The sequence below is a fragment of the Actinomycetospora sp. CA-053990 genome (assembly GCF_050948445.1).
Taxonomy (GTDB): domain Bacteria; phylum Actinomycetota; class Actinomycetes; order Mycobacteriales; family Pseudonocardiaceae; genus Actinomycetospora; species Actinomycetospora callitridis.
The window spans coordinates 3970635-3991581 of sequence record NZ_CP192043.1 but is presented as its reverse complement, the minus strand read 5'-3'; the positions used below and the strand labels follow the sequence as shown (position 1 = coordinate 3991581).

20 protein-coding genes and 2 pseudogenes are annotated in these 20947 nt (G+C 73.8%); 9 read left to right on the top strand and 13 right to left on the bottom strand.

The annotated features are described in order from the left end of the window. Positions 1-36: 36 nt before the first annotated feature. Positions 37-513: a MarR family winged helix-turn-helix transcriptional regulator gene (locus ACQPYN_RS20535; RefSeq protein WP_433026856.1), complete on the bottom strand. Its 477-nt coding sequence runs from the start codon at positions 511-513 to the stop codon at positions 37-39. 97 nt (positions 514-610) lie between these two features. Between ACQPYN_RS20535 and ACQPYN_RS20530 the strand changes: the two genes are divergently transcribed. The 4 genes from ACQPYN_RS20530 to fmdA all read left to right on the top strand — a co-directional run bounded on the left by ACQPYN_RS20530 (position 611) and on the right by fmdA (position 4215). Beyond that, positions 611-1699 carry a substrate-binding domain-containing protein gene (locus ACQPYN_RS20530; RefSeq protein ID WP_433026853.1) on the top strand — a complete coding sequence of 363 codons (1089 nt, stop codon included), beginning with the start codon at positions 611-613 and terminating at the stop codon, positions 1697-1699. A gap of 140 nt (positions 1700-1839) precedes the next feature. Beyond that, complete coding sequence (locus ACQPYN_RS20525; protein ID WP_433026850.1) at positions 1840-2127, top strand: FmdB family zinc ribbon protein; 288 nt, start codon at positions 1840-1842, stop codon at positions 2125-2127. A gap of 140 nt (positions 2128-2267) precedes the next feature. After that, positions 2268-2909 (top strand): AmiS/UreI family transporter, encoded by a 642-nt coding sequence (locus ACQPYN_RS20520; RefSeq protein ID WP_433026848.1) that lies wholly within the window; start codon positions 2268-2270, stop codon positions 2907-2909. Between the two features lie 52 nt (positions 2910-2961). Further along, positions 2962-4215 carry a formamidase gene (gene fmdA, locus ACQPYN_RS20515; RefSeq protein WP_433026845.1) on the top strand — a complete coding sequence of 418 codons (1254 nt, stop codon included), beginning with the start codon at positions 2962-2964 and terminating at the stop codon, positions 4213-4215. A gap of 94 nt (positions 4216-4309) precedes the next feature. Here fmdA and ACQPYN_RS20510 read toward each other — a convergent pair whose 3' ends face one another. The 7 genes and pseudogenes from ACQPYN_RS20510 to ACQPYN_RS20480 all read right to left on the bottom strand — a co-directional run bounded on the left by ACQPYN_RS20510 (position 4310) and on the right by ACQPYN_RS20480 (position 11003). Beyond that, positions 4310-5167 (bottom strand): HNH endonuclease signature motif containing protein, encoded by an 858-nt coding sequence (locus tag ACQPYN_RS20510; RefSeq protein WP_433039161.1) that lies wholly within the window; start codon positions 5165-5167, stop codon positions 4310-4312. 511 nt (positions 5168-5678) lie between these two features. After that, a pseudogene (locus tag ACQPYN_RS20505) lies at positions 5679-6176 on the bottom strand (DUF222 domain-containing protein); the annotation flags it as partial. A 366-nt stretch (positions 6177-6542) separates the two neighbouring features. Next, entirely contained in the window at positions 6543-8177 is a 1635-nt protein-coding gene (locus ACQPYN_RS20500) for an MDR family MFS transporter (RefSeq protein ID WP_433026842.1), read from the bottom strand. A 69-nt stretch (positions 8178-8246) separates the two neighbouring features. Further along, the gene (locus ACQPYN_RS20495; RefSeq protein ID WP_433026839.1) at positions 8247-8996 is read right to left on the bottom strand and encodes an HlyD family secretion protein; all 750 of its coding nucleotides are present in this window, start codon (positions 8994-8996) and stop codon (positions 8247-8249) included. Positions 8997-8998: 2 nt separating this feature from the next. After that, on the bottom strand, positions 8999-9451 hold the full coding sequence (locus ACQPYN_RS20490) for an efflux RND transporter periplasmic adaptor subunit (RefSeq protein ID WP_433026836.1): 453 nt from the start codon (positions 9449-9451) through the stop codon (positions 8999-9001). Between the two features lie 590 nt (positions 9452-10041). After that, positions 10042-10182 (bottom strand): annotated as a pseudogene (locus ACQPYN_RS20485) (biotin/lipoyl-binding protein); the annotation flags it as partial. Between the two features lie 353 nt (positions 10183-10535). Next, positions 10536-11003, bottom strand: coding sequence for an MEKHLA domain-containing protein (locus tag ACQPYN_RS20480; RefSeq protein WP_433026833.1), 468 nt, complete (start codon positions 11001-11003; stop codon positions 10536-10538). 49 nt (positions 11004-11052) lie between these two features. On the opposite strand from ACQPYN_RS20480, the gene ACQPYN_RS20475 reads away from it, so the two are divergent. The 3 genes from ACQPYN_RS20475 (at position 11053) to ACQPYN_RS20465 (ending at position 13813) form a co-directional block, all read left to right on the top strand. Further along, entirely contained in the window at positions 11053-11928 is an 876-nt protein-coding gene (locus tag ACQPYN_RS20475) for an endonuclease/exonuclease/phosphatase family protein (protein WP_433026830.1), read from the top strand. A gap of 10 nt (positions 11929-11938) precedes the next feature. Continuing rightward, positions 11939-12637, top strand: a complete 699-nt coding sequence (locus ACQPYN_RS20470) for a CDP-alcohol phosphatidyltransferase family protein (RefSeq protein WP_433026827.1) — start codon at positions 11939-11941, stop codon at positions 12635-12637. A gap of 117 nt (positions 12638-12754) precedes the next feature. Next, complete coding sequence (locus ACQPYN_RS20465; RefSeq protein WP_433026824.1) at positions 12755-13813, top strand: fatty acid desaturase family protein; 1059 nt, start codon at positions 12755-12757, stop codon at positions 13811-13813. A 7-nt stretch (positions 13814-13820) separates the two neighbouring features. Here the strand turns inward: ACQPYN_RS20465 and ACQPYN_RS20460 are convergent, their stop codons facing one another. Beyond that, positions 13821-14594 (bottom strand): methyltransferase domain-containing protein, encoded by a 774-nt coding sequence (locus ACQPYN_RS20460; RefSeq protein WP_433026821.1) that lies wholly within the window; start codon positions 14592-14594, stop codon positions 13821-13823. A gap of 148 nt (positions 14595-14742) precedes the next feature. Here ACQPYN_RS20460 and ACQPYN_RS20455 point away from each other — a divergent pair, with 148 nt between their 5' ends. Both ACQPYN_RS20455 and ACQPYN_RS20450 read left to right on the top strand, forming a co-directional pair. Then, a complete protein-coding gene (locus tag ACQPYN_RS20455; protein ID WP_433026818.1) occupies positions 14743-15600 on the top strand; it encodes an alpha/beta fold hydrolase in 858 nt (285 codons plus the stop codon). A gap of 4 nt (positions 15601-15604) precedes the next feature. After that, positions 15605-18775, top strand: a complete 3171-nt coding sequence (locus tag ACQPYN_RS20450) for a carboxyl transferase domain-containing protein (protein WP_433026815.1) — start codon at positions 15605-15607, stop codon at positions 18773-18775. Between the two features lie 14 nt (positions 18776-18789). Here the strand turns inward: ACQPYN_RS20450 and ACQPYN_RS20445 are convergent, their stop codons facing one another. From ACQPYN_RS20445 to ACQPYN_RS20430, 4 genes are all read right to left on the bottom strand, one after another. Then, complete coding sequence (locus tag ACQPYN_RS20445) at positions 18790-19437, bottom strand: hypothetical protein (RefSeq protein ID WP_433026812.1); 648 nt, start codon at positions 19435-19437, stop codon at positions 18790-18792. Positions 19438-19449: 12 nt separating this feature from the next. Then, entirely contained in the window at positions 19450-19599 is a 150-nt protein-coding gene (locus tag ACQPYN_RS20440) for a hypothetical protein (protein ID WP_328306280.1), read from the bottom strand. 68 nt (positions 19600-19667) lie between these two features. Continuing rightward, positions 19668-20306, bottom strand: coding sequence for a cupin domain-containing protein (locus tag ACQPYN_RS20435; protein ID WP_433026809.1), 639 nt, complete (start codon positions 20304-20306; stop codon positions 19668-19670). A gap of 252 nt (positions 20307-20558) precedes the next feature. Next, positions 20559-20909 (bottom strand): VOC family protein, encoded by a 351-nt coding sequence (locus ACQPYN_RS20430; protein WP_328306283.1) that lies wholly within the window; start codon positions 20907-20909, stop codon positions 20559-20561. Between the last annotated feature and the right edge of the window lie 38 nt (positions 20910-20947).

Below are 20947 nucleotides of genomic sequence, written 5' to 3'. Positions count from 1 at the left end.
CAGGGTAGCCTTACCTCGCCGTCGGAGCGATCATGGTCAGCCCGGGACGCTGGTCGACGGCTCGAGCGCGGCCGGGTCGAGGCCGTCCTGGAGGCGTCGCAGCAACATCCCGAACTGCTCGGCGTCGGCGCCGAGCAGCTCCCGGAACTGGGCGCGGACCTCGGCCGTGGCCTCGTCCCACTCGGCCAGGGCCCGCCGTCCGCGCTCCGAGACGACGATGAGCACGCGGCGGCGGTCCTCGTGGTCCTGCCGCCGCAGGATGAGGTTCGCGGCGACCATGCGGTCCACGAGCTTGCTGAGCTTGGGCGCGAGGAGCATCGCGTGGTCGGCCACGACGTTCATCGGGCTGCCGCCGCGGTCGGCGAGCAGGCGCAGGATCCGCCACTGGTCGAGGCTGGAGTCGCAGCCGCGCAGGGCCTCCTCCAGCCGTCCCGTGAGGGTCCGCTCGACGAGCGCGAGGAGGCGGAGCGACTCGTCGCCGTCCGGCGAGGGCCGTTCCGCGCTGCTGGGCACCGATCGATCGTAGCGGCGACGGGGTGGTGATCGGGGAACGGAGAACTCGTACGATCGGAGCAGCCCGGGAAGGCGGCCCGCTCGCTAGCGTCGAGCAATGGTCGACCCGACGGCTTCTCGCGGTAGAGCCGCGCGCGGTCGCGACGTCCTCGACATGGCCCTCGTGATCCCGCTGCAGGGGCCCGCCGGGATCTTCGGACCGTCGTGCGAGAGCTGCGCCGCGCTCGCCGCGCAGGAGATCAACGCCGAGGGCGGCGTCCTCGGCCGTGAGCTGAACCTGGTGCCGGTCGACGGGGGCCGCAGCCCGGCGGAGGTCGCCACCGAGGTCGACGCCCTGGTGAGCGCCGGCGCCGTCCAGGCCGTCACGGGGTGGCACATCTCGGCCGTCCGCGAGGCGGTCGCCCCCCGCATCGGCGGCCGCGTCCCGTACGCCTACACGGCGCTCTACGAGGGCGGCGAGAACCGGCCCGGGGTGTTCCTCACCGGCGAGACGCCGGACCTCCAGCTCGGTCCGACCCTCGACTGGTTCTCCGGCACCGCCGGGGTCCGGCGCTGGACGATCGTCGGGGACGACTACGTCTGGCCGCGCCGCACGGCCACCACGGCGGCGCGCTACCTGCGGCGGATCGGCGGGACGGTCTGCGACGAGGTGTTCGTGCCGCTCGGGACGACCGACTTCTCGAGCGTCGTGCACCGGGTCGAGGCCAGCGGGTGCGAGGCCGTGCTGATGCTGCTCATCGGCGACGACGCCGTCGCGTTCAACCGCGCCTTCAGCGCGTCGGGTCTCGACCGCGACATCCTGCGGTTCAGCTCCCTGATCGAGGAGAACGTCCTGCTCGCCTCCGGGGCGGAGTGCACGCGCGGTCTGATGACCTCCGCGGGCTACTTCGAGGACCTCGCGACGAGCTCCGGGCTCGAGTTCGCCGCCACCTACTTCCGCGAGTTCGGGGACGACGCGCCGGTGCTCAACAGCCTCGGCGAGTCCTGCTACGAGGGCGTCCGGCTGCTCACCGAGCTGACGCGACGCGCCGGCTCGACGCACGTGCCGACGATGATGTCGGTGTCCGAGGGGCTCGCGTACGAGAGCCCGCGCGGCACCGTCGAGGTCCACGACCGGCACCTGCGGCAGCGGGTCTTCCTGGCGATCGCCGACGGCCTGACCTGGGACGTCGTCCAACAGCTGTGACCGTCCGAACCCGGCTCGCGACGGCCCGCGACGGCCGTTGACAGTCTCGTCGCCACGCGGCTAGTTTCCCAGGAAATCATTTCTCACACGTGACATCTGCCATCTCCCGGCGGTCGGTCGCGACGAAGGGAGCCCCGCGGATGCCCCTGTACGCGTACCGGTGCGGCGAGGACGGGCCGGCCGAGGTCACGGCGCCGATGGGCGCCGCACCGGCGACGATCTCCTGCCCGACCTGCGGCGGCGAGGCCCGGCGGATGATCACCGTGCCCCGGCTCGGCCTGGCCGACCGCACCCGGGTCGCGGCGATCGACCGCGCCGAGGCCTCGCGCACCGAGCCCACCGTGGTCTCCGCGCCGCCCGCCCGGCCGTCGCGCCCGCGACCCGCCCCCCGTCTCGATCCCCGCACCGCGGCGCTGCCGCGCCCCTGAGCCCGTCCGCTCCCCACTCCCGTCCGGAGCTCCCGCACCGTCCGCTCGCCCCCGCACCGTCCGGCCTGCCGGAACGGCCCTGTCGTCCTGCCCTCGTCCGAAAGGGAATCCCATGCTGCTCACCCGAGTGAGGCCGCCCCGTGGCTAGCGTCGGCCTGCTCTTCGTCGGCGCCGTGCTCTTCATCAACGGCGTCATGCTGCTGGGGTGGATCGACGCGAAGTCGGCCGCGCCGATGAACTTCTTCGTCGGCGGACTGCAGATCATCACGCCGCTCTACCTGATCTTCACCGCGAACGGTGACGCCGACGTCATCCTCGCGGCGTCGGGCCTCTTCCTCTTCTCGTTCACCTACCTCTACGTGGCGGTGAACCTGACCTGGGACCTCGACGGCACCGGCCTCGGCTACTTCTGCCTGTTCGTCGCGATCACCGCCGTCGTGTTCTCCGCGCTGAACTTCTTCCGCTTCGCCGACCCGGCGTTCGGCGTCATCTGGCTCTACTGGGCCTTCCTCTGGTCCCTGTTCTTCGTGCTCCTGGGTCGCAAGCGCGACGGGATCGGGCGCTACACCGGCGCCGTGTGCGCCATCCAGGGCTGGGTGACCGCGTGGATCCCGGCGTTCCTGCTGCTCACCGGCGTCTACACGGAGATCGGCGTCCCGCTCGCGATCGGCCTCGCGATCTTCGGCGTCGTCGTCTTCCTCGCCCTGATCCCGTGGGCCCGCCGGCAGCCCACGCCCGCGGCGCCCGCCGCCCCGACCGGCGACCACGCCGCCGTCGCCTGACCGTCCCGGCTCACCCAGCTCGTCACCAGCCCGCCCCAGCAAGGAGAGTCCGATGCCCCAGAAGGTCTTCCCGCTCGACAGCACCAAGACGTTCACCGATCAGCAGATCGTCGGCCACAACCGCTGGCACCCCGACGTCCCCGCCCGGGTGCACGTCAAGCCGGGCGACTCGTTCCGGGTGGACTGCCGTGAGTGGTTCGACGGCGCGATCCACAACGACGACTCCGCCGACGACATCCTCAACGCCCCGCTCAACAACGTGCACGTGCTCTCCGGCCCGATCTCGGTCGAGGGCGCGCAGCCCGGCGACCTGCTGATCGTGGACATCCTCGACGTCGGCCCGATCCCGCAGGAGGACTCCGGGCCGCTGGCCGGCCAGGGCTGGGGCTACACCGGGGTGTTCGCGAAGACCAACGGCGGCGGCTTCCTCACCGACCAGTTCCCGGACGCCTACAAGGTGATCTGGGACTTCCGGGGCGGCCAGGCGACGTCGCGGCACGTGCCGGGGGTGGCCTTCACCGGCATCGTGCACCCCGGCCTCATGGGCACCGCGCCCTCGCACGACCTGCTGAACACGTGGAACTCCCGCGAGCAGGCCCTGATCGACACCGACCCGCAGCGGGTGCCACCGCTCGCCCTGCCGCCCCAGCCCGAGGCGGCGATCCTCGGCTCGCTCACCGGTGACGACTTCGAGCGGGCCCGCCACGAGGCGGCCCGGACCGCACCGCCGCGCGAGAACGGCGGCAACCAGGACATCAAGAACTTCACCAAGGGCAGCCGGGTCTTCTACCCGGTGTTCGTCGACGGGGCGAACCTGTCGATGGGGGACCTGCACTTCTCCCAGGGCGACGGCGAGATCACCTTCTGCGGCGCGATCGAGATGGGCGGGTTCATCGACCTGCACGTCGACCTCATCAAGGGCGGCATGGAGACCTACGGCGTCTCCGAGAACGCGATCTTCATCCCGGGCAACACCGACCCGCAGTACAGCGAGTGGATCGCCTTCTCGGGCACGTCGGTGACGCTCGACGGCGAGCAGCGCTACCTCGACTCGCACCTGTCGTACCAGCGGGCCTGCCTGCACGCGATCGACTACCTGACCAAGTTCGGCTACTCGGCGATCCAGGCGTACATGATCCTCGGGGCGGCGCCGATCGAGGGCCGGCTCTCGGGCGTCGTCGACATCCCGAACTCGTGCTCGACGGTGTACATCCCGACCGGGATCTTCGACTTCGACGTCAAGCCCGGGAAGAACGGGCCGGCCCGGGTCGACCCGGGCATGGGCGTGCCGATGTCGCGCGCCTGAGTTCCGCCTCCATCCCGGCGACTACCCCGATCGCGATCCGCGGTCGGGGTAGTCGCGCGTCGATCACTTCGTGGCCGAGTCGAGGCCGGACACCTCAGAACGGTGGCTCGTCGTCGTAGGTGCTGCGGGTCGGGGTGGTGGTCGTGGGGCGGGGCTTGTTGGTGAGTTTCTGGAACCAGTCGGGGTCGATGTCGTCGGTGCGGTCGTCGACCCAGCCGTCGTCGGGGAGGGGCCGGGGTGCGGCGGCCGGCCTCGGGTCGGGCAGTGGGTCGGTGATGGGCTTGGGGTGGCTGGTGTAGGTGGTGCCGGCGCGGGTGCGGATGACGAAGCGCCCGGGGCTGGGTTGGCGGACGGTCCATGGGGCGTGGTGTTTGGCGCGGTGGTCGTGGGTGCACCAGGCGCCCAGGTTCCACGAGGAGGTGGGCCCGCCCGAGGCGTGGGCGAGGGTGTGGTCGAGGTCGGCCTTGTGGGCGGGGCGCCGGCACCAGGGCGCGACGCAGTGCCGGTCGCGGACCCGGATCCAGCGGTCGAGTTCGGCGCCGGGACGCCGCCGGGCCCGGTCGTCGGGTCCGGCGTGGCGGTCCGGAGGCGCGCCGGGGCGCCCGAGGTCGGCGAGGCGCTGCTGCAGTTCCCGCAGCAGCGGCGCCCAGTCGGGGTGGTCGTCGGGGTCGAGGGCGGCGAGCAGTGTCGTCGGGACCTGGAGCTCGACGATCGAGGCCCGGCGTCCCCGCGCCCGATGCCGGCCGCGGGGGCCGGGTGGTCGGTGGGGTCGGTGTCGGGTGAGCAGGACGTGCTGGAGGCGGCCCTGGTCGTCGGTGAGCACGACGCGCCATTCGCCGTCGCGGTGCCGCAGGGCGAGGGTGCGGGCGTCGCCGGCGAGGACGGCCCCGTAGCCGGGAACGCCGCCGGGATGCTGATCGAGCCCGAGAGCGGTGCTCAGCCGGAGCCGCACCTCGACGCAGCCCTCCCGGATGCGGCCCGGGTCCGGTGTCGGGCGGGTCGAGCGGCGCCGCGGGTTCGGCCACGTCGGGCAGGTCGGGGAGATCGGGGAGGTCGAGGACGCCCTGCTCCGACGGTGACCGCGGCGCGGGCACGGTCGAGACGGGGTCGTCGTCAGCCGGCCCGGGGTCGTCGGTGGCGCGCGGTGCAGCGCCGGACCGGCACGGGCCGTTGTCGTCGGGGCCGTTGTCGTCGGGACCCTCGTCCGGGCCGTCGTCGCCGGTGCCGTCGTCGCCGTTGTCGTCGGGACCGTCGTCGGGGTCGGGCGGGGTGTTCTGGGCGTGGTGCTCGGCGGCGAGCAGCAGGGCGATGGTGCGGTCGTCCATGCCGGCGGTGGAGCCGTCGAGCAGCCGGAGCCCGACCTGCAGGCGCAGCTGGTTGATCGGGATCAGCACCCCGAGATGACGGACCGTGGCGGCGAGCGCGTCGATACGGGCCTGGGAGGCGATGCCGTCGGGGGCGGGCGCGTCGCAGAACGACAGGTTCGCGGTCCCCGACGGGTTCGACGAGAGGATCACCCGCGCCCGGGCCTCGGCACGCTTCCGGCGCCGCTCCGCCCACTCCGGGTCCAGCGCCGTCGCGACCTGCTCGATGCGCTCGATCAACGCGGCGACCGGCAGCTCCGGCGCCTCAGGCAGCACGACCCGGCACACCTCGTGCGCGTGGTCGTCGCCCAGGTCGCGGGTCTGGTCGCAGACCGTGCGGGCCTTCGGTTCGTCGAGCCAGCCCTGGTAGAGGGCGTCGCCGACCTCGGGCAGCCGCTCGGCGAGATCGTCGGCCAGATCGAGCTTGCGGCTCGACATGGTGCGCGACCAACCCAGCAGGGCCGAGACCTCGTCGCCGGAGAACTCGTCCGAGGACGCCAGCCGCACGGTGCGACCGGCCTGCGCGCGCCCCAGGTGATGGATGCCCTCGAGCAGCTCGGCGGTCGCCCGGTTCTGCAACCGCCACCGCCCCCGCACATAGGCGCCCAGATCCTCACCGGTCAACGCGGCCGGCGACACGCGCTCCAGAGCAGCGGCCAGCTCCGCGCCGGGCGCGAGAGCATCCAGCCCGGCCACCAGGCCGACCCGGACATCCTGGTCGATACTCACAGGAACGACGTTAGAGGTGACCCCCGACAACGACGGACCGCAGAGGCCCTCCGTCGCGACCGGAGAGGTCACAGCACGGTAACGATCCCCTGCTCGGAGGCACGGGCGCGACTGTCCTGTCGTCCGACGAGCGCCGCGATCGCCCTCACCTGGCGACGACCTCTCTTCAGTTCCTCGACATCCCCCACCGTCCAGTCCGGCAGTTCCGAATCCGTGCGGCCCGCCACGACTCGGTCACGCCTCGACGACGACCTTCTCCCCGGAGGCGGAGGCCTTGTTCCGGAGCAGGAGGGCCAGGCAGACGCCGACCGCGCTCAGGCCGGCCGTGATGAGCATCAGGTTGTCGAACGCGGTGGTGAAGACCTGCCCGGTGGCGGCCTGGTCCATCGAGTAGTTCTGCAGGATCGAGGCGGTGCCCGCGTCCGCGCCGGCAGCGGCGCCGGCCCCGGAGGTCGGCACGTGCTGCGCCCCCATGAGTCCGCCCATGTCGCTCATGCCCTGGGCCTGCTGGGCGGTCATCAGGGCGGTCATGGCGGCCAGGCCCATCGCCGACGACGTCCGTTGCACGAGGTTGTTGAAGGCGCTGGCCCCACTGGTGTTCTCGGGCGGGACGGCGGAGAGGCCGTTGGTCATGATCGGCATCATCGCCAGGCCGATCCCGCCCGCGCGGAAGGCCAGGAGCCACTGCAGCTCGGTGTGCGAGGTCTCCAGCGTGATGTCGCGCAGCATGAACGTGCCGATCGCCATCACCGACAGGCCGATGACCGCGGGCCACCGGGCTCCGAAACGGTCGTAGATGCGACCGGCCAGCGGCATCATCACCGCCATGACCGCCGCCTGCGGGAGCAGCAGGAGCCCCGAGTCGAAGGCGCCCATGCCCTGGTACTGCTGGAGGTAGAGCGGGATGTAGAACAGCACCCCGAACAGGCCGATGGAGATCACCGCGATCAGGATCAGCGAGTTCGTGAACGGCCAGAAGCGGAAGACCCGGACGTCGAGCAGCGGGTGGTCCACCTCGAGCTCGATGACCACGAACAGCGCCAGGCACAGCGTCCCGAAGACCAGCAGGATGAGCACCGGGTAGCTCGTCCAGCCCCAGGACTCGCCCTCCGAGAGGGCCAGGAGCAGGGAGAACAGGCCGGCGGCGATCGCGAGGAAGCCGGGCAGGTCGAAGCGGTGCGAGGTGCCGCCCCGGAACGCGGGCAGCAGCACGACCGCGGCGATCGCACCGAGCACCCCGATCGGCACGTTGATGAAGAAGATCAGCCGCCAGTCGACGTACTCCACCAGGTAGCCGCCGAGCGTCGGGCCGACGGCCGGGGCGACGATGATGCCGAGGCCGTACATCCCCATCGCGGCGCCGATCTTCTCCCGCGGCACGATCCGGTAGAGCATCGACAGCGCGACCACCGGGATGACGCCGCCGGGGATGGCCTGCAGGATCCGGAACGCGATCATGCTGTTGAGGTCCCACGCGAGCCCGCACAGCGCGGAGCCGGCGGCGAAGCCGATCAGCGAGAAGATGTAGGCGCGCTTGAGCCCGATCCTCTCGCCGAGCCACGCGCTGGCCGGGACGATCACGCCCAGCGCCAGGGAGTACGACGTCGCGACCCACTGGATGTCCTCGGTGGTCGCGCCGAAGTCCTTCTGCATGGCCGGGATGGCCACGTTGACGATGCTGACGTCCAGCACCGACATGAACATGCCGGTGACCAGGACGATCAGGGACACCGCCCACGGACCGGAGGTCGTCGGGGTCGGCGCGACCGGCGCCGGTGGGTCCGGGGCGGGGGACGGCGGTGCCGCCGGCCCGCTCGCCGTCGGCGCGACGTCGACGTCCCTCTCGGTCGAGGTCTCGGTGGACACCATCAGAGCGTCCCACCGAATGCGGCGCCCGGCCGAACCTCAGCTGTCGCAAAAGCGCTGGTCAAGGCTTCGTCAATCGGTGTGGATGTCGACGGTGGCGTTCATGCCCGGGATGAGGTCGAGCCCGCGCGGGTCGTCGATCACGATCTTCACGGGGATCACCTGGGTGACCTTCTGGAAGTTCCCGGAGCTGTTCGACTGGGGGAGCGGCGAGAAGACGCCCGCGGCGCCGCCCTGGATCTCCCGCACCGAGCCGGTGAGGTCCACGCCCGGGTAGGCGTCGACGGAGATGTCGACGGGTGCGCCGGGGCGCACCTGGTCGATGTCGGTCTCGTCCACGCGGGCGGTCACGGTCAGGTCCGACACGTCGTAGGCGACCGCGAGCTGCGTGCCGGCGGTGACGTAGGCGCCCTCGGCGGTGTCGTCGACGGCGACGGTCCCGGCGGCGGGCGCCCGGATGGTGAGCTGCGGCTGGACGAAGGCGCCCTGCTGCTGCACGCGTCCCACCGGCTGGTCGCGGCGCAGGATCGAGCCCTGGGTGGCCGACCAGCCGACGAGCGTGCCGCTGGCCGGCGCGACGATCGGGATCTGGGTGCCGTCGACCTGCGCGTTGTCCGTGGAGACGTACCGGCTCGAGACCACGAAGTAGTTCACCGCGAACGCCACCGCGGCGACCACGGCGATGGTCACGATGACGATCAGGGCGATCCGCGTGGAACGCTTCAGGGGACGGCGCCCGCCGGAGGGCTCCTCTGCCGTCGCGTCGGGGGACGACTCGGGAGATGCCGTGGTCACCGGGCCCGTGGTGGGGTCGTCGCTCATGCTCACCTGCCTCCGTTGACGAGGACCTGCTCGTCGCCCTGCAGCCCGCCGAGGACCTGGGTGCGGTCGGCCCCGACGAGGCCGGGGGCGAACCGCGTCCGCTGCTGGTGCCCGTCCGGTTCCACGACCGTCACCGAGGTCATGTCGCCCTGGCGGCGCACGGCGGTGTTCGGCACGGTGAGCGAGCCGTCGACCTGCCCGGTGACCACCGAGGCCCGCGCGGTCTGCCCCTCCCGCAGGCGCGGGTCCGGGGCGGCGAGGGCCACCGAGACGTAGTAGTTGACGACGTTCGAGATCGCGGCCCCGGCCGGCGCGACCGCGGTGACGTTGCCGGAGAGCGTGGCGTCGGGGATCGCGTCGACCGTGACGTCCACGCGCTGGCCGGGCGCGATCGCGGCGGCGTCGGACTCCTGGAACGGCACGACGACCTGCAACGCGCTCGCCTGGTCGAGCACGAGGAACTGCGCGCCGCCGGGCCGTGTCGGGGTCGCCGCGGCGCCTCCGGCACCCGCTCCGCCCGCGGCACTCGCGGCCGGCGCACCCGGGATGGCGGCGGGATCGCCGCCGGGCCCTGCGCGGTGGTGGCCGAGCTCGCGGCGACGAACTCGCCGACCGCGCCGTTGAGCGCCGTCACGACGCCGTCGTCGGGGGCCGTCAACGTCGTGTTCTCCACGTTCCGACGGGCGGTGTTCACCGCGGCCCGCGCGCCCTCGACCGCGGCCTGCGCGGCGTCGAGGGTGTGCGGACGCTGCGCCTCCGCGGCGTCGAGGTTGTTCTGCGCCTGGACGACGCCCTGCCGCGCCTGCTCGACCTGCAGGTCACCGGTCGCGCCGGAGCCGGCCGCTGCTCCCGAGGCACCCGCTGCCCCGGCCGCCGCTGCCCCGCCTGCCCCGGCGGCTCCCGCCGACGCGGGCTGGTCGGCGACGCGCTCGGTGGCGTCGAGGATCCGTTTCGCCTGCTCGAGCGCCGCCTCGGCCCCGTCGACCGACGTGGAGTCCTCGGCCTGCTCGAGGCCGGCCTGCTGGGAGTCGCGCTGGGCCTCGGCCTGCCGCAGCGCCTGCCGCGCGGCGTACGAGTCCACCGTCGCCAGCACCTGCCCGCGGGTGACGCGGTCGCCGACGGCCACGCGCACCGAGGTCAGCTGCCCGCCCTGGGGGAAGCCGACGTTGACCTGGCTCGACGACACCGACCCGACGGCGGAGACCGACGTGCTCACCGACGCCCGCTCGACCCGCGCCGTCCGGGGTGGTGTCGGCACCGACGATCCGCACCCGGCGACCACGACACCGGCGGTCAGCACGGTCAGGGCCGCAGCGCCGAGGCGGACCGGACGTCCGCCCGGGACCCGTGGTGTGCGCGCTCGTGCCGTGCCTACCGCCCCCACAGAGCCTCCAGAGCTGGTTGGTACATACAACTATCGTGGCAGCGTAGCGTCGCCGTCGACTCACTCTCAGGCGGGTGGGGGACACGGTCGGGGGAGCCGAGTCCGCGTGGAGAGGACGGAGAGGCGAACGGAGCGTTACGTCCGGTCCGTCCGCTTCACCCGCTCGGGTCGTCCGTCATCGGACGACAGGTCCGGATCCTCGCGGCCTGGCCGCACCGCTCGCCGGCGTCGTCGAGGAGGTTCCACATCAGCACGTCCTCGATCCGGAACCGTCGTCCGGTCCGGGAGACGCGGACGCCGCCGTAGCCGTCGGACCAGCCCTGACGCGCGGCCTCGGCGAGCAGCCGGTCGCGCTCGGCCTGCTCCTCGGGGCCCGCCGACTGCCGGGAGGGCCGTCCGATCAGGTCGTCCCAGGAGTACTCGAACCACCGCAGGGCGGTGAGGTTCGCGTAGACGAACCGTGGGTCCGCTCCGCCGTCGTGGGCCAGGAGCCCGAACGGCGCCTGCTCGTACAGCCACCGCTCCCGGGCCTCGACGTCCCCGACGACCGGCACGAGCGCCTCGCCGACCATGCTCTGATGGCTCTGCTCGATGCGCAGGAAGATCTCGAGCGCGGACCGCATGCCGGCAGAGCGTAGGTCGTGCGGCCCGGAGTGATCGAACGGTGTGGAGGTGTCCATCGTCGGCGGACCGACCCGTCTGCGGGTCATGAGCTTCAACGTCCGGGGCTTCTCGTCGCCCGTGGACGGCCGGCTCCGGTGGTCGCGGCGGGCCGGGTTCAACGCCGACGTCGTGCGCCGCCGGGGTCCGGACGTCCTCGGGGTGCAGGAGCTGCAGGCCGAGGCGCTCGCCACCTACCGCGAGCAGCTCCCCGGGTACGGCCTCGTCCTCGGTCCGGCGGCGGGGACCCGCCGGCGCCCGGAGTACAACGCGATCCTCTACGACCCCGACCGGCTCGAGGTGCTCGACGCCGACGGCTTCTGGCTCAGCGAGACCCCGGACGTGCCGTCCACCGCGTGGGGCTCGCGCAACGTCCGCACCGCGCACGGGGTGACCTTCGCCGTCCGCGGCACCGGGGTGACCTTCCGGCACGTCAACACGCACCTCGACCACTGGAGCGCCCTCGCTCGGGAGCGGGGCGCCGAGCTGCTCCTCCGGCGTGCGGACGGTGGACTGCCGACGGTGGTGACCGGGGACTTCAACTGCCCGGCCGACTCCGCGCCCCACCGGTCGTTCCTCGCCGGGGGCTTCGAGGACACCTACCTCGCAGTCGGTGGGGAGGGAGGTCGGGACGAGGCCACCTTCCACGGCTTCGGGGGCGTCCGCTCCCGCTTCGTCCGCTCGTTCCACCGCGCCCGCACCGGCCGCGCGCCCCTGCGCCTCGACTGGATCCTCGTCGGCGGTCCCGGGGGAGCCTGGAGCGTCGAGGCGGCCGCGATCGTGCGCGACCGCGACCCCGCCACGGGCGCGCCTCCGAGCGACCACGACCCCGTCGTCGCCGATCTCCGCCTCCTGGGACCGCAGCGCCCCGGTGGTACCCGCCAGTAGGGTCCTGCGCGTGGACGTCGACGACCTCGAGGCCTACGTCGACCGGTGGTCGCGGGCGCACGGCGGCTACGACGTCCGCTCCTCCCGGCCCACCATGGCCTGGCTCCGGCTCGCGCACGGACTCGGCGCGCCGCTGGCCCGTCGCGGCATCCCGGCGACCTGGGTGACGGCCGCCGGCGGCGTCGGCGCGGTCGCCGTCGTCGGCGTCGCCGCACTCGGGGGCCGGTGGGCCCTGCTCGCCGCGGCGCTCGTCGTGGTCGTCGCGGTGCTCGACGGGATCGACGGTGCCGTCGCGGAGCTGACCGGCACGACGAGCGCCTGGGGCCAGGTGCTCGACCAGCTCGTCGATCGCATCGGCGACGTGGCGATGATCGCCGGGCTGTGGGTCCTCGGCGCCCCCGGGCCGATGTGCGCGGCGGCCGCGGTGCTGACGCTGCTCGACGAGTCGATCCGGTCGAGCGCGGGCGCGGCCGGCATGGTGGAGATCGGCGTGGTCACCCTCCCCGAGCGCCCGGCCCGGCTGGTGGTCGGCGGCCTCTCGCTCGCCGCCGCCGGCATCCTGCCGTCGGCGGCCGCGCCGATCGTCACCATCGGCGCCACCCTCTGGACGGCCATGACCCTCGCGACCACCGTGCAACTGGTGGTGAACGTCCGGCGACGGCTGCGCGGACAGCCGCGGAAGGTGCTCGACGCCGATCCCGGCGACTAGCGACCGGAGCGCCGCATCACCCGGACACAGGTAGTGTCCGGGGAAGCCGCCCGAGCCTCGGACCCTGGTTCTGCGCAGGTCACCGCCGTCGATCCGCGCTCCGAGGGACACGTCTTCATGAGCTCACTGCCGAATCCTGCTGTCGTGACGGGGGCGAACCTCCCGAAGGGCGGCGGGTACGCGGAGCTGTTCGCGCAGGTCCGCGAGGCCGGCCTGATGGACCGCCGCCGGGCCCGCTACCTCGTGAAGATCGTCGCGACGGCCGTGGTCTTCGGCGCCGTCGCGGTGGCCTTCGTGATGATCGGGGACTCGTGGTGGCAGCTGGTCACCGCGGCGGCCTTCGCGGCGCTGTTCGTCCAGTTCGGGTTCATCGGCCACGACGCCGGCCACCTGCAGATCTTCGCCACCAAGAGGGCCAACGACGTCGTCGGCTACGTCCACGGGGACCTGCTCATCGGGCTCGGGTACGGGTGGTGGGTCGGCAAGCACAACGCCCACCACGCGAACCCCAACCACGAGGAGCGCGACCCCGACGTCGACCTCGGGGTCTTCGCGCTCACCGACGGGCAGGCCACCGGCCCGTCGGCGCCGCGCCGGGGACCGATCGGCCGCTTCGTGCTCCGCCACCAGGCCGGCCTGTTCTTCCCGTTGCTGCTGCTCGAGGGCGTGGACCTGCACATCTCCGCGGTCCGCTCGCTCCTCGCCCGCCGGGTACCCCGCCTGCGGCTGGAGATCGTCCTGCTCGTGGCGCACACCGCGCTCTACTTCGCGGCGGTCTTCCTCGTGCTCTCGCCGGGCGTGGCCGTGGTCTTCATCGTCGTCCACCAGGGGCTGTTCGGCCTCTACCTCGGCTGCTCGTTCGCGCCGGGGCACAAGGGCATGCCCATGCCGACCGCGACGGAGAAGCTCGACCCCGTCCGCAGCCAGGTGCTGACCTCGCGCAACATCCGGGGCGGCCGGGTCGTCGACCTCGTGCTCGGCGGACTGAACTACCAGATCGAGCACCACCTCTTCCCGCGCATGCCGCGCATGAACCTGCGCCACGCCCAGCCGATGGTCCGCGCGTTCTGCGACCGCCACGCGATCCCGTACACCGAGACGTCCCTGATCGAGTCCTACGCGCAGGGGCTGCGGCACCTGCGGGCGGTCAGCGCCCCGCTGCGCCTCGGGACGTGAGCGACGGTCAGCCCGTCGCGACGAAGCAGTACCGGTTGACGGTGAACAGGTAGTCGGTGCCGCGCGAGCGCAGGTCGTCGGCCCAGCGCGCGACGTCCTGCTCGGTGAGGCCCTGCCGTCCGGTGACGAAGTCGCCGATCACCTCGATCGTCCCCGCGCTGTAGGTGTTCTCGTCGTAGACGGGGTTGAACAGCGGGATCAGCACGCGCTCGGCGACGCGGAAGCCCGCCCGCTCCAGCAGCCCGGGCAGGACGCGGGGCAGGCGGGGGTCGACCAGGTGCTCCTCCCAGGCCGCCAGCACCCGCCGGTGCAGCTCACGGTCCGCGGCGTGCCAGACCATCGACTCCCAGTCGGTGTCGAGGACGACGAACCGACCGCCCTGGCGCAGGACCCGCCGGGCCTCCACGAAGGCGCCGAGGACGTCGGCCACGTACTCGTAGACCTGTGTCGAGACGACGGCGTCGAAGGCCTCGTCGGGGTAGGGGAGCGCGCCGGCGTCCCCCTCGTCGATGCGGACCTGGGGACGGTCCGCGCAGTGCGCGGTGGCCATGGCGTTCATCGCCGGGCTGGGGTCCAGCCCGCGCACCACCCCGTCGGCCCCGACGGCGTCGGCGATCGCGCCCACCAGGAAGCCCGGGCCCGACCCGACGTCGAGGACGGTCTCACCGGCGGCGGGACGGAGCAGCCGGAGCACCTCGGCCCGCTGCGCGACCACGTCGGGGGTGGAGTAGACGCGCTGCAGGCGCCGGGCCCCCTCGTCGTCGAACCCCAACATGGCCATCGGGCGCCCCGTCCCTCGTCGGACGGGCGATGATATTGACGGACCGCGGTCGGGGACGCCGCCGATCGAGTGGCGCCCCGGTCCTCGTGCTCCGGCCGCCCGCGGCTGCGACCCTCGGACCGTCCACCGCCCCCGCGAGGAGATCCCCGTGCCGACCACCCCGACCGCCCGCCGCGTCGCCCTCGACGGCATCACGCTCAACGTCGTCGAGGGCGGTGAGGGGCCGGCGGTGCTGCTCCTGCACGGCTGGCCCGACCGCGCCACGCTCTGGCAGCACCAGATCGACACCCTGGCCGCCCGGGGCTACCGGGTGATCGCCCCCGACCTGCGGGGGTTCGGGGACTCCGACCGCCCCGCCGAGGTCGAGCGCTACGGGCTGCGGACCGTGCTCGGCGACCTCCTCGGGCTGCTGGACGTGCTGGAGGTCGGCGAGGTCCGCGTCGCCGGGCACGATTGGGGCGCGCTGGTCGCCTGGGCGCTGGCCGCCTTCGCGCCCGAGCGCGTCACGCGCCTCGCCGCGTTCTCGGTGGGCCACCCGCAGGCGTTCGCGTCCGCGGGCTTCGTCCAGAAGCAGCTCTCCTGGTACATGCTCTGGTTCCAGTTCCCCGGGGTCGCCGAGGCGCAGCTGCCCGCCGACGACTGGCGGTGGTTCCGGGAGTGGGCCCACGACGGCGTGCCCCGCGGCGCCGACGCGCTGGTCGACGCGCAGATCGCGGACCTGGACCGGCCGGGCGCGCTCGTCGCGGGCCTCAACTGGTACCGCGCCAACATGCCGCCGGGAATCTTCGCGGCCACCGACGGGCCGCTGGAGATGCCGGCGATCGGGTGCCCGGTGCTCGGGGTGTGGAGCGACCGGGACCCCGCCCTCACCGAGCGGCAGATGACCGACTCGCAGCGCTTCGTCACCGGGCCCTGGCGCTACGAGCGCCTGCCCCGCGTCGGGCACTGGATCCCCGCCCACGCCCCGGAGCGCACGACCGCGCTCCTGCTCGAGCACTTCGCCTAGAGCGGTGAAGCTCCTCGTCGCCAACCGGGCCGAGATCGCGGTCCGGATCCTCGGCACAGCCGCAGCGCTCGGCGTCCCGACCGTCGCGGTGCACCCCGACGACGACGCGGACTGCGCGCACGTCCTGCGCGCCGACCAGGCCGTCCGGCTGCCCGGGGTCGGGGCCGCGGCCTACCTCGACGTCGACGAGATCGTCGGGGCCGCGGTGCGCACCGGCTGCGACACCCTGCACCCGGGCTACGGATTCCTCGCCGAGAACCCGGCGCTGTCGCGGGCGTGCGCGGACCGGGGGATCGCCTTCGTCGGCCCCGACCCGGAGACGCTGGCGCTGTTCGGGGACAAGACCCGCACCCGGGAGCGGGCCCGCGAGCGGGGGATCCCGGTCCTCACCGGCACCGAGGGGCCCACCGACCTCGCGACGGCGCGGGCGTTCCTGGACGCGCTGGGCCCGGGCGGCGCGGTGATGGTCAAGGCGCTGGCCGGGGGAGGCGGGCGGGGGATGCGCCCGGTCACCGACCCCGGCGCGCTCGAGGCGACGATGCGGCTCTGCGCCTCCGAGGCCCGCGCGGCGTTCGGCGACGACGCCGTCTACGTCGAGCAGCTGCTCCCGCACGCGCGCCACATCGAGGTCCAGGTGCTCGGCGACGGTGTGGGCACCGTGGTGCTCGGCGACCGCGACTGCTCGGCGCAGCGGAGCCGTCAGAAGCTCGTCGAGATCGCGCCGGCGCCGGCGCTCGCCGACGACCTCCGTGCCGCCCTGCACGACGCGGCGACGCGACTGGTCGGGGCGTACCTCGGGCTGGCGACCGTCGAGTTCCTCGTGGCCGACGGGCAGTGGGCCCTCCTCGAGGTGAACCCGCGCATCCAGGTCGAGCACACGGTCACCGAGGAGACCACCGGCCTGGACCTGGTCGAGGCGGGCCTGCGGGTGGGCCACGGCGCGACCCTCGCCGACCTCGACCTCACCGCCACCCCCGCGCCGCGGGGCACCGCGCTGCAGGTGCGGGTCAACACCGAGACCGTCGCCGCCGACGGCACGGTGACGAGCGGGGCCGGCACGCTGACCCGGTTCCAGCCCCCGAGCGGGCGCGGGGTGCGCGTCGACACCCACGGCTACGCCGGGTTCGCCGTCGGCCCGCGCTACGACTCGCTGCTCGCGAAGGTGATCGTCACCGCCGGCTCGGTGGCGCAGGCCGCCGTCCGCGTGCGACGGGCGCTGGCCGAGCTCGACATCGACGGCGTCCCGGTGAACGTCGCCCTGCTCCGGGCGCTGCTCGACCGGCCGGAGCTGGTCGACGGCACCCTCGACACCACGTTCGTCGACGCGCACCTCCCGGAGCTCGTTCCGGCCCTCGTGCCGGACGTCGCGAGGGTGGAGCGGGCGCCGGCGGAGGCTCCGCCCGGTACCGAGGCGGCGCTCAGCACCACCCACGGGGTGATCGTCGCGATCGAGGTCGCCGAGGGCGACGTCGTCCCGGCCGGCGCCGAGCTCGTCGTGCTCGAGGCGATGAAGATGCAGCACGTCGTCCACGCCGACGCCGCGGGCCGGGTCGACGCCGTGGCGGTGAAGGTCGGCGACACGGTCGCCGCCGGCGTGCCCGTCGCCTTCCTCGCGCCGGTCGACGCCCTCGACGTCCCGGCGCAGGACGCCACCGCGACGGACCCCGACCACGTGCGCGCCGACCTGGCCGAGTCCCTCGGACGCCACGAGACCGGCCTCGACGCGGCACGCCCCGCACCGACCCGGCGGCGGCACGAGGCGGGCCGGCGCACCGCGCGCGAGAACGTCGACGCCCTGCTCGACCCCGACAGCTTCGTCGAGTACGGCGCGCTGACGATCGCCGCCCAGCGGGCGCGCCGCAGCGTCGAGGACCTCGTCGCCCGCACCCCCGCCGACGGGCTGATCACAGGCACCGGGACCGTCGGTGGCCTCCCGGTGGCCGTGATGTCCTACGACTACACGGTGCTCGCGGGCACGCAGGGCGTCCACAACCACGCCAAGACCGACCGGCTGTTCACGCTGGCCGCGCGCGAGCGCCTGCCCGTGGTGATCTTCGCGGAGGGCGGCGGCGGACGTCCCGGCGACACCGACACCTCGGCGGTCGCCCAGCTCGACGTCCCGACGTTCCGGCTGCTCGCCGAGCTCCGGGGCGTCGTCCCCACCGTCGCCGTGGTCTCCGGCTACTGCTTCGCCGGCAACGCCGCGCTGGCCGGGAGCTGCGAGGTGATCATCGCGACCGAGGGCAGCAGCCTCGGGATGGGCGGGCCGGCGATGATCGAGGGCGGCGGCCTCGGGACCGTCGCGCCCGGCGACGTCGGCCCGATGGACGTGCAGTGGGCCAACGGCGTCGTCGACGTCCTCGTGCCCGACGACCCGGCCGCGATCGCCGCGGCCCGGCGCTACCTGTCGTACGTCGCGCCCTCGGGCGGCCGGACGGCGGCGGCCGAGCACGCGGACCCGCGGGCGCTGCGCCACCTCGTGCCGGAGAACCGGCTGCGCGCCTACGCGATCCGCCCCGTCCTCGACGCGCTCTTCGACACCGGCAGCGTCCTGGAGCTGCGCGGCGGCTTCGGCGCCGGGATCGTCACCGCGCTCGCCCGTCTGGACGGCCGTGCGGTCGGCGTCCTGGCCAACAACCCCGAGCACCTGGGCGGCGCCATCGACGGCGACGCGGCGGACAAGGCGACCGCGTTCCTCGACCTCTGCCGGGCGCACCGGCTCCCGGTGGTCTCCCTGTGCGACACCCCCGGGTTCATGGTCGGCCCGGACGCCGAGCGCACCGCGACCGTGCGCCGGTTCTCGGCGATGTTCGTGGCCGGGGCCCGCCTCACCGCGCCGCTGTGCGCGGTCGTGCTGCGCAAGGGCTACGGACTCGGCGCGATGGCGATGGCCGGCGGCGACCTCAAGGCGCCCGCCCTGACCGTGGCCTGGCCGACCGGCGAGTTCGGCGGCATGGGGCTGGAGGGCGCGGTCCAACTCGGGTACCGCAAGGAGCTCGACGCGATCGACGACCCCGACGCCCGTCGCGAGCGCTACGACGAGCTGGTGGCGACGTACTACGAGCGCGGCAAGGCCCTCAGCGTCGCGACGGTCTTCGAGATCGACGACGTCATCGACCCCGCCGACACCCGCGTCCTCCTGTCCCGGGCGTTGGGACGCGCCGATCGCGCGTGAGCGGTCTCGGTCGGTCAGCGCCGCCCTCGGAGGGCCGCCCACCACGGCCGTCGTGCGGCGGCGGCCTCGGCCTTCCGACGTCTCGCCTCCCACCGGTCGGCCCAGCCCGCCATGTGCGCGGCGAGCACGGCCTCCACCTCGGCGATCTCGCCGTGGCGCAGCACGTCGGCGTCGGGGCCCAGGAGTGCGGCGAGGCCGCGCGGCGGGATCTCGGAGCGGTGGACCGGCACCCCGTAGCGGCGGGCGAGCGCGGCGCGCTGCTCGCCGGGGATGGCGGGGCCGGTGAGGACGAAGCGCGGGTAGGCGTGCGAGGCGCGCCAACCGCGGGCGCCCTCGAGGACCTGCCCCCAGAGCGCCACGACGCCGAGCACCTCGTGGTCCGAGGGACCCCACTCGAGCGTGCCCGGGTCGGTCACGGCGTAGAGCCCGCACGCGCACCGGTCACCCGGGGGCGCGTGCCGTTGCGACCCGCACGTCGCGACCATCGGCTGGCGGGCGGGCCAGGTGATCCCGGCGAGCGGGGCGACGAGCTCGGTGCGGCGTTGGGCCCGCCGGCCGACGCGCCACGTGCGCCAGCCCAGGATCGGGGCCGGGAGGTCCGGGACCCCGGGGGCGCTCGCGACCGGTGCGCGCCGGACGGGATCGAGCGGCGGGAGGGTCACGACGACCGCACGTCAGGTGCGGGACGTCGCGACGGTCTCGGGATCGTCGTGCTCGACGGCTGGTTCGATCATGACGGGCTCCCGCTCCGGGGAGTCCTCGCCGGGCACGGGTGAGCTGATCGGCTCTGCGGTGAGGCGCCGACGGACGGGGCCGATGTCCATGCCGCAACGCTGCCACGTCGGGGGTCGCCGGACCAGGGGTCCGTCCGGGCGGTTTGTCCCCGACGACGTCACCTCGACTCGTGGGGCGCCATGGGCGAGGATCCGGCGACCGTCAGACGCTCCCCGAGCCGGCCGATGAGGATGCGCTCCTCGAGCTCGGGGTGGATGCCGCGCAGGCCCCTCGCGCGGGCGATCGGACCGAGCGTGCGGGAGAGCAACCGCTGGGCCCACGCCGGTGGGGAGGCGGGGCGCATCGTGTCGGCCCACTCCTCGGCGAGCAGGGCGAGCTGGAGCAGACCGGGGCGCCCACTCGGACTGGTGTGCCCGGCGGCGGCGAGGCCCCAATTGGTCATGATCGCTTCCTCGAACCGGCCGGCGGGCCGGACCTCGACGAGCACCCGCGCCGGCGCGTCCCCCTCGGTCCACCAGGCGTGGACGTCGCCCGCGGGGATGGTGACGCGGTCGCCGGGCAGGGCGGTGCTGAGGCGGGAGCCGTGGCGGACCCCGAGCCGGCCCTCGAGCACCTCGAAGCGTTCGCTCTGCCCCGGGTGGATGTGGGGGAAGGCCACGGCCGCCCCCGGCGGGGCCCAGAGCTCGGCGCGGACGCGTTCGCCGCCGCTGTCGACCGCGCTCTCCAGCACCGCGGCGCGCTCCCGGCTCACGGGATTCACGTAGACGTTGCCGGTGCGGTTCACCTCGGCGGCCATGGGACTCCCGATGTCGTCGTCACCTCGACCGTAGGGATGTTCCGCAGGCCTGTATCGCCTGCATATGGCCTCTTCTCCCGGTCCGGTCCGGGTGGCTGAGCGCGGCTCGTGATCGGCGCAGCGCCGACGGTGAGGGAGCGGGATCGGAGGCGAGGCCGGGGCAGAGGGCATCGGCTGCTCGTGACGCTTCGGTTTCCGAAGCATTCTCGGGCCGGCTCACCAGGAGCGGCGGGCTCGCTCTCCGCCCGTCGCTCAGCCCGGCTCCGCGGCCACGGGGTGCCGAGGCTCGTAGAGGCCGAGCGTCCCGCCGCCGGGGAGCCGGATACCGGTGAGCAGGCCCCAGCCCTGGTCGGTCACCGGGTCGACCGCGATGCCCCGTCCGCGCAGCTCGGCGGTCGTCGTCTCGACGTCGTCGCACATCAGGTAGAGCTCGTGCGACGGGGCCTCGTCGGTGGGGTGGACGGCGACCTCGGCCGGCGGCAGGGCGGCGATGGTCCAGCCGCCACCGGCGTCGACCGTGCGGGTGCCGAGCAGGTCGCGCAGGAAGGCGCGGTCGGCGTCGGCGTCCGCGCTGTACAGGATGACGTGCGCACCGGTGATCATCGTCGGCTCCTCGTCTGGCGGTGGGAGCGTCAGTCTGG

Coding starts and splice junctions, on each gene's coding strand:
- ACQPYN_RS20530 (WP_433026853.1), top strand. CDS start 611: ATGGTCGACCCGACGGCTTCTCGCGGTAGAGCCGCGCGCGGTCGCGAC.
- ACQPYN_RS20435 (WP_433026809.1), bottom strand. CDS start 20,306: ATGGCCGCCGAGGTGAACCGCACCGGCAACGTCTACGTGAATCCCGTG.
- ACQPYN_RS20440 (WP_328306280.1), bottom strand. CDS start 19,599: ATGGACATCGGCCCCGTCCGTCGGCGCCTCACCGCAGAGCCGATCAGC.
- ACQPYN_RS20480 (WP_433026833.1), bottom strand. CDS start 11,003: ATGCGGTCCGCGCTCGAGATCTTCCTGCGCATCGAGCAGAGCCATCAG.
- ACQPYN_RS20525 (WP_433026850.1), top strand. CDS start 1,840: ATGCCCCTGTACGCGTACCGGTGCGGCGAGGACGGGCCGGCCGAGGTC.
- ACQPYN_RS20430 (WP_328306283.1), bottom strand. CDS start 20,909: ATGATCACCGGTGCGCACGTCATCCTGTACAGCGCGGACGCCGACGCC.
- ACQPYN_RS20495 (WP_433026839.1), bottom strand. CDS start 8,996: ATGAGCGACGACCCCACCACGGGCCCGGTGACCACGGCATCTCCCGAG.
- ACQPYN_RS20465 (WP_433026824.1), top strand. CDS start 12,755: ATGAGCTCACTGCCGAATCCTGCTGTCGTGACGGGGGCGAACCTCCCG.
- fmdA (WP_433026845.1), top strand. CDS start 2,962: ATGCCCCAGAAGGTCTTCCCGCTCGACAGCACCAAGACGTTCACCGAT.
- ACQPYN_RS20500 (WP_433026842.1), bottom strand. CDS start 8,177: ATGGTGTCCACCGAGACCTCGACCGAGAGGGACGTCGACGTCGCGCCG.
- ACQPYN_RS20460 (WP_433026821.1), bottom strand. CDS start 14,594: ATGGCCATGTTGGGGTTCGACGACGAGGGGGCCCGGCGCCTGCAGCGC.